Genomic DNA, 18,131 nt, shown 5'->3' on the forward strand with positions numbered 1-18,131 from the left:
AGAACTAGGAAGATTAGGAGAAGAAGAAGTAGAAAGATAGTAGTGTTGCCGGGTTCATCGATCTTGAATGCGCTTCCTTTCAATAGCTAGTTAGAGATTACAGTGTTTTTCTGATACCCGTGTTTTGATATCTCATTTATATGGCCTTTGTTAAATTTTGCACTTCCATAAAAATAATAAACTATGCTATTTAAAACAATAAGATAAATTCAATTATTTGAAATTTGCTTGTTGGGAGTGTCATTATTCGACGTCTTCCTTTGCATCAGCAACCACTCATAAATCCATGGTTCAGTTTCGTAGAGGTATTGGATGCCGTGACCTTCGCCTGCGATGCGGTGAAAGATGATATTTCCATTGCACTTCTTTAGAGATTTGACTATACGTTCTGTTTCGTGTATAGGGATTTCATTATCAGCCGTTCCGTGATACGTGAGGATGGGAACGTCTTTGAGGGTGCAGATGCGAGTGGTGTCGCTATCGTTTACTCCTCCGCATAATGGAACAATGGCTGCGATTTTATCGGCGTGATCTAATGCGGTGATGTAGGTTCCGTATCCACCCATACTTATTCCGGTTACATAGACACGACTTTTGTCGATACGGTAGTTTGAAGTTATCTCATCATATAGCGAATCAAACCAATTTTCCGTGGACCAATATCTGCCTTCCGGACATTGGGGGGCGACCATAACAAAATCGAAATCCTTTCCCTTGTTTACTAAATATGGAAGACCATAGATTTTTAGCTTTTCTAAATCATTTCCTTTTTGTGATCCACCGTGAAGATAGATAACCAGAGGATATTTGGCCGTGTCTGTATTATAGTTTTTAGGCAGATAGGTTAAGTGTTTATAGTTGACTTTTTGTTTTTCTTGTGCAAAGGATTGCGACATGCAGAAGGTGCAAACGATTACAGTGAGCAGGTTGATATAAAGATAAATCTTCGTTCTAAAAATTTTGATGAGTACTTGAAAAGTCATTGTTGATAGGCAATTTCAATCATTTAGAATTGTAGTAGCTTTTGCTATTAAAGATAGCGGTTAAAATTCTGATTATCGAAAATTCAGTGCGTTATTTTATTCCTTTTCACCTCCCCATTCCCGCCATTCACCGAGTTTTCCTGATCGTTGGTCTAAAGCCCGTAGGCTAGGGGCCTATTGTGTCGTAATTTTGAGTCATCAAATAAGAACAACAGAACTAACACAATAAAATAAAGATATTATGAAAACGCTAGTAAAAACATTCGCAGCAGCAGCTTTAATCGCAGTATCCACTTTCGCTATGGCAGCTGAAGGACCTGGAGCAAAAGCAACAAAAGCAAACGTTAACCTTTCTACTGCAGACTTCGCTTTAGAGCACTATGTAGCGGTAACTACTGCGGGAGAATCAGCAGGAGTAGAGCAGTTATTCGCCGAAGATTTCAATCAAAAGATCCAAGCTTCTAATGCACAAAATCACAGCCGTAGTGCGGTAGTTAAACTATTGAAAAAGCAAAAAGGCGAGAAGCTGAACTGTACAGTAAGCACTGATATCATAGAGGAATCGGCAGACTACATGGTTGCTAAAGTGACCTTAGAATTTGAAAACTTCACCAAAACGGACTTAATTACTTTGGAGCGTATTGGTAATGACTGGAAAGTATCCAAATCGATTAATTCGTATAAATAAGAGCGATTTCAAATAAATATATATGTTGTAGAGCCACATCGTGAGATGTGGCTTTTTCATGATCTATTTAAAATAGCAACTTGTTTCGGGGATAATGTTATTTAGTAGACCTCAATCAGAATAATATAAGTTGAAAGAATAGATGATTTTAGGAGAAGAATTAGGAGAAGCGCTTAATGGAATAGACTTGTTATAACGCTCGTACAATAAGCTGCTAGCTGTTTCAGAAGGAAAAATGTAAATATTTTAGGGAAAGAACTAGGGAAAGATTAGGATAAGAAGAAGTATAAAAAAGTAGAAGAAGTAGTAGAAAGATAGTAGTGTCGCGCTGTTCATAGATCTTGGTTTCACTAGAGTGGATCGTGAAGTTCAATCACACCTTTCCTTTCAATAGCTCATACAACGAAGCATTGATAAACTGAATAGCCTTTACCTTCATCTTACCATAGCCTGCATGGTTATGACCGAAAAAATGGTATTTCGGTGATCGTTCCAATACAAACTCACGGATCTCCTCACTGCCATAGCCATTGTCCAAAATACCTGACGGTGGATAGTGTGACACCATGATATCAATCTGCACCTCAGATTCCATCTGATGAAAAAAGGGAAAACCACTGATGCCCATAATCTGGATGTCATTGATCCTAACCGAAGTATCGTTTAGCCAATGAATTCCTTCGGGTGCCAATTTTTTGCTTCGTTGCGGTTCCAGTTCAAAGGGAAGATCATGATTTCCATGCACAAATACCTTGTGTGGTATGGGAAGCCCGGCATACCACACAAAGAAATCCGATAGCTGCTGCATATCACCTGCATCACAGACATCGCCGCAATGGATGACGATATCGATCCCCCCGGGAATATCCAATAGGCGGTGCATGCCATGTGTGTCCGACAACAAGAGTATGTTTTGCCCCTTTAACTTAATGATATGCATTTCAGTTTAGCTTTTAAGATTGATGCTTTAAAGATTTACGATATTCCTCTTTCATCCTCTCCGCTAGACTTTCGGGGGCAACAACTTTGACTTCCGCACCTACGGAAAGTAATTCCATCACAAAATCATGCGTGACATACATATTGAGTTTCACAAGCAGTTCTTCCTCATTGTCGACTACTATTTCCTGGGTATGGTGCAAAGGCAAGGACTTGATATATTTGCCCTGAAATGCAGAATAGGAGAGAATTACCTCCTCGATTTGTTGGTTTTCGTGTGGAAGGATAATACCAAAACTATGCTCAAAAAGCGTTTCCGGATCTACTTTGATAGCTTTAAATTTTCCAGCTTTCACTACTTCCAGTGCTAAGATCCTATCCAGCGGAAAGATCCTGAGACTATCCTTGTCCAAATCCTGCCCAATCACATACCAACGGTTACGGACTTCTTTTAGAAGCATAGGAAATAATTTTCGGTGTTCTACCTCAGTTTCGTAATATTTGCAGTAATCAAAATACAATGCACAACCCTTTCGTATGGCATGGACGATATCACCAAGGTATTCTGTACCACGTGGCCGCCGCTGTTCGAAGACTATTTGTTTTGAACCATTGTTTCCCAAGCGCATTAGATTGAATATGTCAAAGGCATCCAGCGCACGCTCTGCTTCTTCGGTATCCTGCTGGATAAAGTATTGCTTTGTCGAACGGTTGTTCTCTATGGAGATTCCGTAGAGCGAACCGATATCGGCAATATCACGTTGAAACTGGCGTTGGCTGACGATAAGGTTGTACTCGAGTAAGGCCGATTGCTCCTGCAGGATACGGTCAATCTCTATCCAAGAAAGTGGTCTGTGACGCAATTTGTTGATCACTATTTTGTGGCGTAATATGGTTTCTCTAACTGACATACATAAGCTTTTGACAAATATAAGATGAGAAGACGACAAAATATGACGCCTCTATGAGGTGGATAAAAAAATGTTTTTCTTCGAGATAACGACGTCCTTTGACCGCTTCAGAGCCTAAGTTTGGACCAAACAATTATATAATGGAAAAGGAAACCAATCAACAGAATACCTTATTGCCTGAGCAACAGATTTTGGCCAACAGTGGAACTGGCATCAGAACCGAATTAGGAAAAGCAGTCAAGTCATTTATCAAGTTCGCAACCTTGGCAATCGCAGCCTTTAGTTTGACCTTTCATGTGATGCCCGATCATAACTATCGGATATTTCCAAAGGAACAATTATCCTTTGCCTATACAGTAATCTCTTCAGCTGAAGTAGACCACCTGATTGATCGATACAATGAAGCGGAGGGGATGGAGCGCATGCTTATTCAACAGGAATATATTTATCGACGCCTGGAAGAATTAGGTATTATTGTTTCTAAGGAAGAAGGTGGAGAATAAATACCGCGAAATCTTGTAGGCCTTGGATCTGATCAGCCCAAAGGACAAACGCTCAAAATGGAACTTATTCATTGTTCTGTTAGCGACGTACTTTGGCGCTAATGCTGGATATCTTTGAGGAAATTCAATGCAATCGGTATTTAATTTTATTATGAAACAAGAATATTTATTTTTTTATCTACACAAATATTTATTAAATTGACAACTCATATTATTCTAGAGAGCCTATATCTAATTCGCTGGAGAAGCAATTTAATTCCATGTTGAAAGTGTTCAAGATGTTAAATAGAAGGTAGATATCTTGAAGTTTAGGATGAAGAATTTTGATAAAAATAGCTATATAAATTACATATGAATAATAAGATAGAGTTAAAGGCTGTACGCGATCTTATGGGGATGAATTTTTTCATACCAGCCTATCAAAGAGGATATCGATGGATAAGACCGCAAGTCGAAGATTTATTAGAGGATATCTATAATTTTGCAATTAAGAAGACTAAAGGAGAGAAAGAGTTTTACTGCTTACAACCGATCGTGGTCAAAGGGTTTTCTATCGAAAAAATTCGTGAAGAAAACAGGAGCTCTTTAATTGGCGGAGCTGCTGTTTATGAGGTTATTGATGGTCAACAAAGATTGACAACTTTAAAGATACTAGTGAAATATCTAGAACATAAATTACTTAGGGGGGAAACATATGAAGATGAATATGGTTTTTCTGTCTATCAAATTGTCTATGAAACAAGGCCCGAGTTAGCTTTGATTTTTAATGATCTTTCCTTAAGAAATGAACAAAATATTGATTATGATCACATAACTTCTGCCTATAAATATATTGAAGATTGGTTTGCTGCCCAAAATTCACCTAGAGAGGCCAGAGAAGCAATATTACGCACTTTGGTCAATGACTTTTCGAACAAAAAATCGGAGGGAATTGTTCAAGTAATTTGGTATGAGATCGGAGATGATTCCATTAATCCCGTGGATACCTTTCTAAGAATAAATATGGGGAAAATACCTTTAACCAATGGCGAATTGGTGAAAGCAATATTTCTTCAGGAAAATAACTTTGGAAAAAGTCAATTGGCGGAATTGCAACAAATGGAGATTGCGCAAGAATGGGATATAATTGAACGAACTTTTCATGATGTGAATTTTTGGGGATTTATTTCAAATAAACAATATGGTAATAGTACCAGAATTGAATTTGTTTTAAACATTTACTATCAACTGGCACTACAAGAGAATCCTTCACTCAGTTCAATAACAGGATTTGATGATGACCAAATTTTCAGGTATTTTCATCATATAATCAATAATACAAAATCTTTCAAAGAAGTCGAAAATATTTGGAGCGGAGTCAAGGATATATATAATCAAATTCAGGAATGGTTTACTTCTGTTGAATGGTATCACTACATAGGTTTTTTAATTGAGAAAGATGTAGATGTGCTACAGATTTTTATATGGATAGAGAGTTTGAAAAAGCAGAAGGGGGATAGTATTACAAAAGAGGATGTGACAATGCTGCTCATTGAGAAAATAAGATGTCTATTGAAAAAAGTCAAAGTTGTGCAGTCATTACAGAATCGTGATGAAACTATAGTAGTTGAGAACCCCGCTAAAAATGGATTTTTAGATGTATCATACAAAGATTCTGTATTTGTTAGAGATTTATTGCTGCTATATAATCTTCAATATGTTATAAATCAGAATAATAATAATAATGTCATATACCGTTTCTCCTTTAAGTCTTACAAAAATGTAAAAGATAAAGACGGAAAAGAAACGTCTTGGGATATTGAACACATAGATTCTTCGACAGACAAAATACTACATAAATTGGAAGACCAGAACCTCTGGTTGCGGTATGCATATTCTGATTTGAGTGATCTACCTGAGGAATTGAACCATCAGATCGAAAAGTATTTGTCATTAGAAAAAGCTGATCAGGCAGAATTTGATGAATTATACAAAAAGATAAAGGATCATGCGAATGAAGATGTTAAAGATGATTCGATTAAGAATAATATAGGTAATCTTACATTGTTGGATGCGAAAACAAATAGAGGTTACGGAAATGCATTATTTATAAGTAAGAGACGCATAATCATAGAAAATGATAAGAAAGGGTTATTTATTCCACCTTTAACAAAAAATATCTTTTTAAAGTATCACAATGTGCATACTGTAAAAAGTGATTGGACTATTCAGGATATGGAATTCTATAACCTCGATATTAAAAAAACTTTATTACCATTCTTAACCTTAAACTAATGCAATCCTATACATTATTAGATATCTTGTGCGATAAAATTTTCTATACAAAAGAAAATGAGGAAATCGAAAAACATATTTCAGGTATAAAAGTCCCTAGAATACAGCGTGATTATGCGCAGGGAAGGGAAGAAGAAAAAATTATCAGAAATCGCTTTCTCAATTCAATTTTTAAACATTTGGTTACTGAGTCTGAGGTTATGGAACTTGATTTTATTTATGGCTCATTAAAAGTACTGGATAATCAGACCTTCTTTATTCCTTTGGATGGACAACAGCGATTAACTACGTTGTTTTTGCTTTATTGGTATATTTCCAACAAAGAATTAGATGAAGGCAACCGGTTGAAGTGTATGGATAAGCTGGCCGCTTTTTCTTACGAAACAAGGCCTATTGCAAAGCAATTCTGTAAGAAACTTATAGCATTTAAGTTTAAAAATGATCCTGTAAAAGAATTAGAAAAAACATTGTGGTTTTTGGACAGTTTCGAGGATGATCCCACAGTAAAATCAATGATGAATATGATTGCGGCAATTGATGTTCTATATTCACGCTATGATCAAAAAGTTTTTGATCGGCTAGATACGCTGCGCTTTTATATCTTACCATTGGACGGTTTTGATCTTACAGACGAATTGTACATCAAGATGAACGCTAGAGGAAAACAGTTGTCTGATTTCGAAAATTTTAAAGCTGATTTTGTGAGTTGGATGAAATCTAGCCAAAATTCACATTCATCGGAATTCCATCGACTAGTTTCGTACCATTCACAAATCGTTCCCTATTATCTTGCAATTGCATCAAAACTTGACAATGAATGGTCTGACGTTTTTTGGTCCAATCGTAAAGAAATTGATTATGATAAAGCCTATTTCGCCTTTATAACACGATATTTGTTAACTCATCATGTAAGCTTAAGTAATATTGCTGCACAAGATGTTTCCGAATCAGAATTATTCAAAGCTTTTACTCGCCAAAAAGATAGTTTTTTAGATTTTAAGTATATCGGATTTGATCATTTTGATGAAATACTTGACTATTCCTTAATCGTTAAACTTGAACGCGTTTTAGATCAGTTAAGTTTTAATTATAAGAAAATAGACAGCTCAATAGCACCGTTGTGGAATCTTGATAATAAGTGGAAATTGTATTCTCTAGACATAATTCCAAGGCAATATATTCTTTTCTATAGTGTCGCTAGATACTTGGAGTGTAATGATTTTGATGAATTGAAATTTAAAGATTGGATTAGAGTTGTGTGGAATATTATTATTGATCCTACGATAAGAACGTTTGCGGCATCAATAAATACCATTAGATTTCTTTTGAAACCTTTATCCGATCACTCAAATAATATACTACCGGAAATAATCTCTGAGGAGGTAGGTTTGAAATTAAATTCAGCTATCAAAAATGAAGTGTATGAACAATCTATATTATTTCAGGAAATTGGAAAAGCAAAGTTGATTAATGAAAATCCCTTATTCAAAGAAGTGATATATTCTTTAGAAGGACATCCGATGTTTAAAGGACACATTTCTTTTATTCTCAATGCAAAAAATATAGAGCATGCAAATGCCTTAAAAGAAACTGCCTTTAGATTATGTGTAAACCTTCAAGGCGTTCCAGATAAACCGAGTAATTACCATTGGTTACGTGCGGTGCTGATATTGAATGATGACTTAATACCATATTTAAATAGTGGTAATACACTCTCGCTTAGCGATGGGAGATTCGATCAATGGAATAGATTGATAAATAACGAATTGAGAAGTGGTTTTTATAGATTTTTAACTAAAGCCGAGAATAAAAGTCACGAAGTAATAAAAGAAATAATAGGTGAATATGAATTCAATGCCAAAAGTTTATGGTTGTGGAATTTAGCTAAAGAAACAATTGTTGTTAATGATGGAGATTGTTCGTTGCTGGATTTTTCAGAATCCAAAAATGTCAAAAATTATGGCGACAAGACCTATTTATTCAACAAAAATATTTGGACTGATAGTAATATTATGTTGTCCACTTATCGTAATCAATTAATTTCTTCGTTTTTAGCACAAGATGGAGCATCAATGGATTGGCCATGGGGTAATATTGCAGATAAATATTTTAGAGGATCTGCTCCATTGATCAAATATAAAGTGGATAATATTGTCTATAGTCTTTTCTTTTATGATAACTGCATAAATATTTGTGTATGGCAAGATGATTTAGTTTTATTTGATCCCGAATATATGAGACTAATTGAAGAAAAATATACAAAAAATGGTGAACATTATCTTATATCAACGATTGAAGGAATAAGCAGTTTTGAGGAAATAGAAGGAAAAATAAGAGAAATAATTTCAGTGTGTTCAAGTGTTCCGAATATTTCTATTCAAGAACCTTCTTTATAATTATCTATGAAAACGATAGATCAATTAAACGTGACCGTCGCAGATTATTTCGATAAAAACAAATCAATCAACGAAATCCCTGCTAAAGATTTGATGCCTTTGTTCGTTGAGAAGGGGGTTTTTACAGCTGATTCAAAAGACCGACCCGGGAAGCCATTAAGGGATCTTTTACGCAAGTTGGATAAGGAGAATAATTTGCAGTTGATTCCTTTGCTTTATGCTGACCGAAAGGGTAAAAATACATTTTGGTTTTTCAGAAGGAATGGAAGTGTCAGTGATTTGAAATTTCAATTTGTGCCAGAGAAAATACTTAAGGCTGCTGAACTCAAAAATGTCAATTCTATTTCCAAAAGAAAAAATAGAGATGAGGATTATATTCTTGAATTATGTGATAGCGTTTTGGCGCAAGAAGGAAAAAGACAGCATAAGTTCAGTTTCTTATTAGGTGACTCAGGGCGTAGACTTCCTGTAGATATTTATTATCCGACCTTGAATTTGGTAATAGAATATCGGGAATATCAACACACTAATGCTGTACTATTCTTTGATAAGAAGGATAAGATAACTGTTAGCGGTGTTTCTAGAGGAGAGCAACGACGTATTTATGATCAACGGAGAAGGGTTATCTTACCTATCCAAGGGATTCATTTGATTGAGATTAATTATGACGACTTTGGTTATAAGAAAAACAACAGATTGCTTCGCAATAAAGATTTAGATATTGCTACCATAAAAAATAAATTACAGACGTTTCTAAAAAATAAATAATATTTTAATTATCAGTTTTTTATAAAAATAGACTACTATCCACCTGTGCACATCCCTCGCACAGGTGGTGGATAATTTTGTCAGACAATTGATGCTGGAGCGAACGGGAGTTTCTGTTTTGCAGCAACGATTTTAACACATTAAAAAGACAAAATTATGAGACAGACAAAAGTTCACAACCTGATTATCTTGGACGAGAGTGGTTCTATGTCAAGCATCAAATCACAGGTGATTAGTGGTTTTAACCAGACGATCAACACCATCAGAGAAGCTCAGCAGACTTTTGCTGATCAGGAGCATACGATTTCGATCATCAGCTTCAATGGCTTTGGAACCAAAATGCTACACTTTTGTGACCCCATAACACCGATCAAAGAGATCGATTCAAAACGTTATGCTCCAGCGGCATCAACACCGCTCTATGACGCCATCGGTTTTGCAGTTAGTAAATTGAAACTGGTGGTCGGCGAAGATGAAAAATTTCACGCGTTGGTCACCATCTTAACTGATGGAGAGGAAAATGCTTCGACTGAGTATTCTGCTCCTGCGATCAGACAAATGATCGGTGAGCTCAGTGAATCCAATTGGACATTCACCTATATCGGTACTGATCATGATGTCTCCAAAGCGGCAGCAGATATTGCCGTAAAGCATAGTATGAGTTTTCAGAAAGACTGTGATGGTATAGAGACGATGTTCAGTGAGGAACGTAAAATGCGGAAATCCATCTATCGGAAAATATTTGGCTAAGGAAGATATCCGGATAAGCGATATTCGAAAGATGAAAAAAGAAACTAATATTTTTTCTAGTAAAATTGGTGTTTCAGCATAAAAAGATCAAAATAGTACAACTATTTTGATCTTTTTATTTTTTATTGTGTGTCGATTACAGCATCTTCGTATAGGAAAGGTGTCAAACAGAACCGTACAGCCATATGAAAGCAAATGAAGTGAACAAAGTCCTGAATACCATCATTGGATTCTATACCGGCAAAGGCGGTATAGATACCATGGATTATTCGCTCACGCTCTATTTATTATGTCTCTTCAAAAACGATGTCATCGAACGAGGGGCATCCAAGGCAGAAGTTGTGGCCAGGCTTTCTGCGGGTGAATCATCCGACAGTGGTTTGTATGCCCTGTTGCCCTCTTTCCCGGTGATCGCTTCTTTTGATACCACTGAACTGGAATTTCTGCTGACCCAGTTTGAACAACTGCCTGCATCTTATTTTGAGCTTAATTTTGAAGAGCTCTTTGAGACGATTTTTCTGACAATCACCGAATCTCTTTTTTATAAGAATCGAGGCAATATCTTACACCCCAGGATGGGTGCATTGATATTATCGGCCGTCGATCTTGATAAGTATACCACCATCTATAATCCTTTTGCAGGAAATGGAGATTTGATCCCTCTGATAGCGGATCATAAGAAATATTACGGCCAGGAATACAGTGAAAATCTCTGGCGTATCGCCCAACTTCGTCTATTCGTCTACCACAAACCCGACGAATTTATCTTGCGCTGCGAAAACAGCCTGGACCATTGGCCGAGGCAGGAAAAGTTTGACCTCCTCTTTCTGAACTTCACGGCTCCAAGTCAGTTTGAAGGAATAGATGAACATAGCTACGACCATGATGCCGAAACCTATTTTATAGACCTGGCCACCGACTCGATCAACGATGAGGGACGTGCCATTATCCTGCTCAATAAATCATATATCATCAACCTCCTTGCCGATCCTGACGATGAGACCTTCTCTCGCTTGATCCTGCAAAACTATATCGAAAAGGTACTGCTCTTTCCATCCGGTGTGTTCAGCCATACCGGAACTGAAGTGCTGGTGCTCGTTGTCAACAAGCGTAAGGTAGATGACAGGATTGCCATCGTGGACTTTAGGGATCAGCTCAACTTCTATAAAAATAGAAGACAGCAGATTGACTGGAATAAGGTCGATGCCGAACGCTATAAAGGATCAAATCCCTTAGGACAGACTATCTGGGTCGATAACGGGGCTTTGCTGCTCAATCCGACAGCATTGCTCGGTAATCATTTTTTTATTGACAACCCCGAACTTGTATCCCTATCAGAGGTACTGGAACCCACTGTATTACCGCTGGTGGAGGATGATTTTCCAGAATATGTGATCCGGGTATCCAATCTCACAGGCAACAATATATTCCCTTCCAAATTTGTACCCGGTGTGATTGATCGGCAACGTAACAGTTACTATATCATTCGGCGCGAGGGACTGCTGCTTACCTTGCACGGCCTGCAGCTTCGGGCAAGCCATTTCAATGGCAGCTATATCGCCCTGCTTTCTCCTGTTATTTATCATTTCACTATCCATAAGAAATCGAATTTCACTTACCGGTATCTCGTGGATGAACTGAAGCAGGATTATGTACTCAACCAGGTCAATGCCTTTTCGAGTTCGTCGATCCACAAGCTCAGCTTGGAAAGCTTCCTTGCTATCCGTATCCGAAAGCCGCGTTCGGAAAAGAGCCGCAACCTTTTTAAAAACCGCAACGAAGGTCTCTTCGATAAAGAAATGCAATTTGAGGCAAACGTAATCGATGCTGCTGCACCACCTGAAGATTTTTATGACTTCTATGTGATGGGCAACGACCCACAGCCAGTTAAAACGCTTTCTGATGAAGATCTTGCACTGAAAGAAAACAATGCCCTCTTGCGACACAAGATTGCAGGGCCTGTTTCCAACCTTGAGTTTTATGCGCAGACCATCAAGGATATTTTGCAGCAGGGCATCAACAAGATTGTGCCCGATTTGTTCCAGACCAAATCCAACGAAAAGCAGATCCTCAATCTGGGGCAATTGTTGGATCATCTGATGCTGGATGCCAAAAAGATCGGACGCGAGCTGCGCAACCATACCCATGAGTTTCATGTATATGAATACCATCTATATGAAGTCAATCTCGTGGACTGGGTGCAAGACTACTTCAAAAAGGTACAAAGTTTATACCCCAATATACAGATGAATCTCCAGATCTTGGATGAGATCTTCGAAGCTGGTGTAGAAGATAAAACGACGAAACTCATTGTCAATGCCAACGACGAATTGCTGACGATTCTGTTTGACAATATCTTCAGCAATATCCGCCAGCACGCTTTCAACTGGACCGAACTCGAAAACCGGAGGATAGAACTGCAGGTCAAACTCAATGATACGGAAAATAAGATGATGGTCTATATTTCCAATACAGGTAAACCATTTCCAGCAAGCCTGAGCCAGGCTGATTTCAAGCAACGTGGAGTTAAATATGGCGATACAGGGGGGAGTGGTCTTGGTGGATATATTATTTCCACCATCATAGGCTATCTCAACGGAGATTGGTTTATCCTTGATGAGTCTAGTGAGGAGGGATCGAAATATACCGATCTCGTGACGACCTTTGAAATTTCCATACCCTATATTATTTAAGCTCACTTATCAAAAGATTTTATGGAAAATGTATACCGTGTATTTTGGGTGGATGACGAATGTGAGCATTTGTTCAATATTCGCCAAAAAGCAATTGACGCAAATATAGAACTTGTGGCATTTACCAATTCCGAGGCGGCTATCCGTAATTTGGAACAGCATTTTATGCATTATGACGCCGTCATCCTGGATGGGATATTTTACCAGAAGATAGGCGAGCAGGGGGATGTGACCAGTCAGGTGGGTCTGATGAAAGTCGTTGAGACGTTGGACAGGATCAGCGTAAAGAAAAAGCTACCCTGGTACATTCTAACAGGGCAGGATAAAATCAAGCAGGATAATGATTTTCTCGATTCCAAAAATAAATTAGGTGATATCTATGACAAGTTGGACGATCGACAGATTTTAGCCCTATTCGACCGGCTGAAGGAAGACGCTGCCCAGCATATTGATACGCAGCTTAAACACCGCTATGAAGCCGCTTTCCAGATTTTCAATGGGACGCTAAGACTCGAAGACTCGGTACACCTTTTGCAGATCCTGAGATCATACCATTCCAATAAAACAGTTTTCTTCAATGAATTTAATGCAATCCGTACGATACTCGAACTGCTGGTCGACAAACTGAAAAACCTTCGGATCGTGTGCCCGAGTATACGTGAGCTCAACAAAGTGGGTCTTTTTCTCAACAAACGTCACCGGGCCTATGAATATCATTATGATATTATCCATCCGCTGATAGGAGAGCTGTTTGTACAGACGCTTAGAATAACGCAGGATGGATCCCATTATAATGAAAATCTACAGCTGAGGGTACTCGAATACGCCAGCAACTATAAATCCAACTATCTGTCTACCTCCATCCTGAATAATCTGTTGGAACTGCTGAGCTATTTTGGTAAGTTCCTGTTCGAAAATCAGATTGTTGAACACAATGAACGACGGTGGACAAAGAAAAATCTTGTCGAAGGCTTTATTTCGATACTCCACGAGACGGGCCGAGCCACTTTTGTATCCAATGAAAAGATCGAGTACCATGTACCTTATGGTCTTGTACGTAAGTATCAGTTACAAGTCGCTGACCAAGTCAGTGCCTTGCTCGGCGATCAGGATAACAAGATTAAAGAAATCTTTAAGTAGATTTTCCGATAAACAATAACGTTCCATGTTTAAAGTGCACCTCCAGTGCACCGCACCAACATACTTTTGTTCCAGTATCAGGCTAGGGGGCCTGCTTATGTTGGTCGTGCAAGCAATAGTTTCGATTCCCGCACCTCCTTTTATACCTTTTATTTTTGACAGCCACTTCGGGGAACATGTGGCACAAACTTATTGATATATGAAAAGAACAGTATTGATGTTAGCAATTGGCCTATTCTTCGGTATGATGAATCTGGTATTTGCGCAGCGCAAGGTGACACTGTATTACGATGCCAATAGCAAAGGCGTTGAATCCAAAAAACAGTGTACTTTCTATCGGGAGGTCAGTTTTGATGATCAAAAGAAACCTGTGGGTGAAATCCGCGACTACTGGAAAAATGGGAAATTGCAGACTATTGCTACCGGAGCTTTGCATATTGACCGGAATGATGATTCCAAAAGCATTTGGATCGGAAAAGTGGAGCTGTTTGACAAGAAAGGAAAAAAGATCCAGGAAAGCCATTTTTCCGAATCTGGGGTAGCAGAAGGAACAAGCACCACATATGATGGAAAGCAGCAGCCCCTGACCGTTGCCGAATACAAAAACGGTCGGCCCGCACATAATTGGTACATCCGGTATGAAAAGGGAAATGCTGTAAAGACCTCTTACCTCAACCATATGCCCCTTAACGGCCTTACTGAGGAGAAGGATATTTATCCACTGGCTGAGCGCAGAGTAATGTATGATGACGGTCGTGTGATTCAGTATTATTTCAATGATGGGGTGTCTATTGCGGTACAGTTTACCGAAGAAGATCTATACGGAAAGTACTATGCAAGTTATATCACCATTGAGAACGGAACGGACAAAGAGGTCGTACTCAATCCCGATGATTTTACGGTGGTGAGTTTGAGAGGAGGCAAAGCCCATCAGGAAGATATTATTCCCTATGCAAAGTATATGAAAAAGGTCAAGCGCAAACAAGGCTGGAGTTCATTCTTCAATGCATTTGCCGAGAGCCAGGCTGCCAGTCAGGCCGGATATTCAGCAGTAGCCTCCTCCGGTGCTGCGGCTGCGGTCAACAATCGGGGAGGAGCTGCGTTGGCTTATGGCGAGCAGGCATCGGTAGGTTATAGTGGTTCGGCCCAGTATGCAGCCAATCAGCAGGCAAGGCAAAATGTACAGCAGTACGATAATGCGCAGTACGGTATCCGTAATAGCATTTCGCAGGGATATCTAAAGATTAATACCGTGATGCCGCATTCCAGAGTGATCGGCTATGTCAATGTCAAGAAATCTAAGATGGATGGTATGATCCTCAATATTCCGATCGGAGATAAGATCTATCAGTTTCAATGGTAGATACCTGCCATTTGATCTATCTGGTGAGTTAATGACTGATATGATTATTTTCACAATGTGTTAAAAAAACTTGACGGTGATGCAAACTGTTTGTAAATTGTGAAAGAATCGCATTAGATTCAAAAAGCTACAAACCTGTTCGTAATAAAATTAAGCTTAACAAATTTTAATGAAAGTCATGTGTTAGATATGTTTTTCATTTATAGCTAATTAAGCTTGTAAGAATTTTTACATGAGAAGAATTGATACGTATAGCCGAAATTTTTCTTTTTTTATAAATAGTTGATGTCTAAAATAAATACAAGATATTCAGACAATGGAGTGGGGGTTAAGATCGAAAATTTTAATATTAAAACCGATCTGACTCCTGCCATTATTGTTGAAATCCAAACCTTACTCAATTCACATCGAGTTGTCGTTTTTAAAAATCAAGAGTTGACCAATGAACAATTGGAAGATTTTGCTTTTAGATTTGGCGCTCCATTTACTACTGATAGTAACAACCAGGTTTTGGGAAGTGGAGATAGACAAAGTTCGATTGTTGTCGTTGGAAATCGGGCACCAGAGTTCGAGAAGTCGTATCTGGGACATCAAGAAGTCTTACCACATTCTGACCATCAATGGCTAAAGTGTCCTAGTGCAGCATCAATGTTATATGCTATTGATGTAAATGAGAGTGCGGCTCATACTGTTTGGTATGATATGGTTAAAGCATACGCATTTTTGGAAAATGAAATGAAACTTAAGATTGAAAATGTTGAAACTACTGTTTACAATCCTTTCCATAGACCTTTCGGATCTGTAAAATCTAAATACGTTGATCGCTCAATAGATATCCCTCCAGGGAATACTTATCCGCATCCATTGGTCAGAACCCATCCTCTAACAAGCGAAAAGATCTTGTATGTGAATTTTGCATATGAACTTGAATTTCAGCATATGTCCGTAACAGAGGGAACTGAGCTTTTGGAAGATCTATATCATCATTGTCAGAATATAGACTGTAGATATGAACACGTGTGGGAAAACGGAGATCTTGTATTTTGGGATAATAGGGCAACATTGCATTATAGGCCTTCTTTTGATTCTTCCACACGGAGAGTTTTAAAAAGAGTAAGTATTGCGGGAGAATATCCATTTTAATTTTTTGATATCCAGATTTTGTACATGATATTTTTGGTCAGATATATGAATTGGCGAAGTGAAAATATAAAGGTAGTTGCATGTTAAGAAAACAAGATAAATCTGTAAATATTATCTTAATCGGTTGTGGTCCTCATGCGAGAAGAGTTTATATTCCTGCATTTGAGCATATAAAAAATGTTAAGATAGCATTGATCATCGATCTGAAGGATCAAGAAACTGACATCAGGGAAAGTATAAAGATTGGTGTGGAAACCAGTTTTATGTTCATTGACCCTTTTGAGGGAAATCTACCTAGGAAGCTTGCATATCATCTTTCTGAATTTATTCAGAATAATCAAATCGATGGAGTAGTGATAGCTACCGAACCTTTGGTCCATTACGTATATGCTAAATGGGCTTTGGAAAATGGATTTAATGTATTGATGGACAAACCTATCACTACAAGGCCCGATGTTGTTTCAAATGATGAAAATGCCAAAGGTATCCTTGAGGATTACAAAGATTTGCTTGAAGATTACCATCGGCTCCAGGATATAAAAGAGACTGTTTTTATTATAAATTCACATCGTAGATTTCATAAGGGATTTCAATTTGTTCAAGAGCAAATACGAGAAGTAGCTGCTTTGACAAATTGTCCAGCAACTTTCATTCAAGCTTATCATAGTGATGGTCAGTGGAGGTTACCTAACGAGATAGTAACGCAGAATTATCACCCTTATTGTTCGGGCTACGGAAAAGCTTCCCATAGTGGCTATCATATATTTGATACCATTTATCAGTTCTATAAGGCATCTATAAATCCAGAGAAAATAGCGGACCAGTTAGATATCTTCAGTTCCTTTGTTAGACCCAATGGCTTTATTAAACAAATTACTGAAGAGGATTATAAACTTGTGTTTGGCCAAAAATATAATACAGTACATCGGTGGACAGATGAAGAATTGTCTCCTGTTTTTGCCAGTTATGGAGAAATGGATGTTTCTTCTATTTTGACATTGAAAAAAGAGAAGGAAATTGTCGCCAATTTTTCAATAAACCTCGTTCATAACGGTTTTGCTGGAAGAACCTGGATTACACCTGGAAAGGATCTATATAAAGGAAACGGAAGGATCAAGCATGAGAACTATATTATTCAGCAAGGACCATTTCAAAGTATTCAGATTCATGCTTATCAGGCAAGTGATCAGCATGATACGCATGGCATTGAAGAAGATCTGGGAGGGAAGAATCATTTTGATATTTATGTGTTTCGAAATCCGTTGATCTCAAATGGACAGCAACAACCACAGGTTTATAAAGTTTCTGATTTAGTCAAAGATCGGTCACAAGAGGATGCTAACATGATTACAATGGAATGGGTCAAATTTAAAGTCGTTGAGGAATTTGTAGATTATCTATCTGGTAAGAAATTAAAAAGTGAGATGACTTCTTTATTGGATGACCATCTTTTTCCGGTGCAAATTATGAGTGGTACCTACCGTTCAAATATTAGTAAATCAGTGGTATCATATGCTATTGAACCTGATAGCATACTGGATAAATATCCTCTTAAAAATTATATATTTTAATATCAACGA

Annotated in this window: 14 protein-coding genes; 11 read left to right on the forward strand and 3 right to left on the reverse strand. The window is 37.9% G+C overall.

Features of this window, described 5'->3' with window-relative positions; genetic code table 11:
• Positions 1–209 precede the first annotated feature (209 nt).
• Complete coding sequence (locus tag AB1Z56_RS00220; protein ID WP_426790684.1) at positions 210–983, reverse strand: prolyl oligopeptidase family serine peptidase; 774 nt, start codon at positions 981–983, stop codon at positions 210–212.
• A 241-nt stretch (positions 984–1,224) separates the two neighbouring features.
• On the opposite strand from AB1Z56_RS00220, the gene AB1Z56_RS00225 reads away from it, so the two are divergent.
• Entirely contained in the window at positions 1,225–1,671 is a 447-nt protein-coding gene (locus AB1Z56_RS00225; RefSeq protein ID WP_426790685.1) for a nuclear transport factor 2 family protein, read from the forward strand.
• A 373-nt stretch (positions 1,672–2,044) separates the two neighbouring features.
• Here the strand turns inward: AB1Z56_RS00225 and AB1Z56_RS00230 are convergent, their stop codons facing one another.
• Together AB1Z56_RS00230 and AB1Z56_RS00235 are read right to left on the reverse strand one after the other, a co-directional pair.
• Positions 2,045–2,611, reverse strand: coding sequence for a metallophosphoesterase family protein (locus AB1Z56_RS00230; RefSeq protein ID WP_426790686.1), 567 nt, complete (start codon positions 2,609–2,611; stop codon positions 2,045–2,047).
• A 13-nt stretch (positions 2,612–2,624) separates the two neighbouring features.
• Positions 2,625–3,521 carry a helix-turn-helix transcriptional regulator gene (locus tag AB1Z56_RS00235; protein ID WP_426790687.1) on the reverse strand — a complete coding sequence of 299 codons (897 nt, stop codon included), beginning with the start codon at positions 3,519–3,521 and terminating at the stop codon, positions 2,625–2,627.
• 140 nt (positions 3,522–3,661) lie between these two features.
• Between AB1Z56_RS00235 and AB1Z56_RS00240 the strand changes: the two genes are divergently transcribed.
• The 10 genes from AB1Z56_RS00240 (at position 3,662) to AB1Z56_RS00285 (ending at position 18,122) form a co-directional block, all read left to right on the forward strand.
• The gene (locus tag AB1Z56_RS00240; RefSeq protein ID WP_426790688.1) at positions 3,662–4,024 is read left to right on the forward strand and encodes a hypothetical protein; all 363 of its coding nucleotides are present in this window, start codon (positions 3,662–3,664) and stop codon (positions 4,022–4,024) included.
• A gap of 351 nt (positions 4,025–4,375) precedes the next feature.
• Positions 4,376–6,298: a DUF262 domain-containing protein gene (locus AB1Z56_RS00245; protein ID WP_426790689.1), complete on the forward strand. Its 1,923-nt coding sequence runs from the start codon at positions 4,376–4,378 to the stop codon at positions 6,296–6,298.
• Positions 6,298–8,694, forward strand: a complete 2,397-nt coding sequence (locus AB1Z56_RS00250; RefSeq protein WP_426790690.1) for a DUF262 domain-containing protein — start codon at positions 6,298–6,300, stop codon at positions 8,692–8,694. Before AB1Z56_RS00245 ends, AB1Z56_RS00250 begins: the two co-directional genes overlap by 1 nt.
• Before the next feature lie 6 nt (positions 8,695–8,700).
• Positions 8,701–9,462, forward strand: coding sequence for a hypothetical protein (locus AB1Z56_RS00255; RefSeq protein WP_426790691.1), 762 nt, complete (start codon positions 8,701–8,703; stop codon positions 9,460–9,462).
• Between the two features lie 156 nt (positions 9,463–9,618).
• Positions 9,619–10,212 carry a hypothetical protein gene (locus AB1Z56_RS00260; RefSeq protein WP_426790692.1) on the forward strand — a complete coding sequence of 198 codons (594 nt, stop codon included), beginning with the start codon at positions 9,619–9,621 and terminating at the stop codon, positions 10,210–10,212.
• Positions 10,213–10,397: 185 nt separating this feature from the next.
• Positions 10,398–12,905: an N-6 DNA methylase gene (locus tag AB1Z56_RS00265; protein WP_426790693.1), complete on the forward strand. Its 2,508-nt coding sequence runs from the start codon at positions 10,398–10,400 to the stop codon at positions 12,903–12,905.
• A gap of 21 nt (positions 12,906–12,926) precedes the next feature.
• Positions 12,927–14,045, forward strand: a complete 1,119-nt coding sequence (locus AB1Z56_RS00270) for a hypothetical protein (RefSeq protein ID WP_426790694.1) — start codon at positions 12,927–12,929, stop codon at positions 14,043–14,045.
• A gap of 199 nt (positions 14,046–14,244) precedes the next feature.
• Positions 14,245–15,408, forward strand: coding sequence for a hypothetical protein (locus AB1Z56_RS00275; protein WP_426790695.1), 1,164 nt, complete (start codon positions 14,245–14,247; stop codon positions 15,406–15,408).
• 285 nt (positions 15,409–15,693) lie between these two features.
• On the forward strand, positions 15,694–16,551 hold the full coding sequence (locus tag AB1Z56_RS00280) for a TauD/TfdA dioxygenase family protein (protein WP_426792405.1): 858 nt from the start codon (positions 15,694–15,696) through the stop codon (positions 16,549–16,551).
• A gap of 80 nt (positions 16,552–16,631) precedes the next feature.
• A complete protein-coding gene (locus AB1Z56_RS00285) occupies positions 16,632–18,122 on the forward strand; it encodes a Gfo/Idh/MocA family oxidoreductase (protein ID WP_426790696.1) in 1,491 nt (496 codons plus the stop codon).
• Positions 18,123–18,131: the final 9 nt, after the last annotated feature.

This window comes from Sphingobacterium sp. WOUb80, assembly GCF_050058145.1.
GTDB lineage: Bacteria > Bacteroidota > Bacteroidia > Sphingobacteriales > Sphingobacteriaceae > Sphingobacterium.

Bases quoted from the DNA above. Each gene is read 5' to 3' on its own strand.
- AB1Z56_RS00220 (WP_426790684.1), bottom strand. From the start codon at position 983: ATGACTTTTCAAGTACTCATCAAAATTTTTAGAACGAAGATTTATCTT.
- AB1Z56_RS00225 (WP_426790685.1), top strand. From the start codon at position 1,225: ATGAAAACGCTAGTAAAAACATTCGCAGCAGCAGCTTTAATCGCAGTA.
- AB1Z56_RS00230 (WP_426790686.1), bottom strand. From the start codon at position 2,611: ATGCATATCATTAAGTTAAAGGGGCAAAACATACTCTTGTTGTCGGAC.
- AB1Z56_RS00235 (WP_426790687.1), bottom strand. From the start codon at position 3,521: ATGTCAGTTAGAGAAACCATATTACGCCACAAAATAGTGATCAACAAA.
- AB1Z56_RS00240 (WP_426790688.1), top strand. From the start codon at position 3,662: ATGGAAAAGGAAACCAATCAACAGAATACCTTATTGCCTGAGCAACAG.
- AB1Z56_RS00245 (WP_426790689.1), top strand. From the start codon at position 4,376: ATGAATAATAAGATAGAGTTAAAGGCTGTACGCGATCTTATGGGGATG.
- AB1Z56_RS00250 (WP_426790690.1), top strand. From the start codon at position 6,298: ATGCAATCCTATACATTATTAGATATCTTGTGCGATAAAATTTTCTAT.
- AB1Z56_RS00255 (WP_426790691.1), top strand. From the start codon at position 8,701: ATGAAAACGATAGATCAATTAAACGTGACCGTCGCAGATTATTTCGAT.
- AB1Z56_RS00260 (WP_426790692.1), top strand. From the start codon at position 9,619: ATGAGACAGACAAAAGTTCACAACCTGATTATCTTGGACGAGAGTGGT.
- AB1Z56_RS00265 (WP_426790693.1), top strand. From the start codon at position 10,398: ATGAAAGCAAATGAAGTGAACAAAGTCCTGAATACCATCATTGGATTC.
- AB1Z56_RS00270 (WP_426790694.1), top strand. From the start codon at position 12,927: ATGGAAAATGTATACCGTGTATTTTGGGTGGATGACGAATGTGAGCAT.
- AB1Z56_RS00275 (WP_426790695.1), top strand. From the start codon at position 14,245: ATGAAAAGAACAGTATTGATGTTAGCAATTGGCCTATTCTTCGGTATG.
- AB1Z56_RS00280 (WP_426792405.1), top strand. From the start codon at position 15,694: ATGTCTAAAATAAATACAAGATATTCAGACAATGGAGTGGGGGTTAAG.
- AB1Z56_RS00285 (WP_426790696.1), top strand. From the start codon at position 16,632: ATGTTAAGAAAACAAGATAAATCTGTAAATATTATCTTAATCGGTTGT.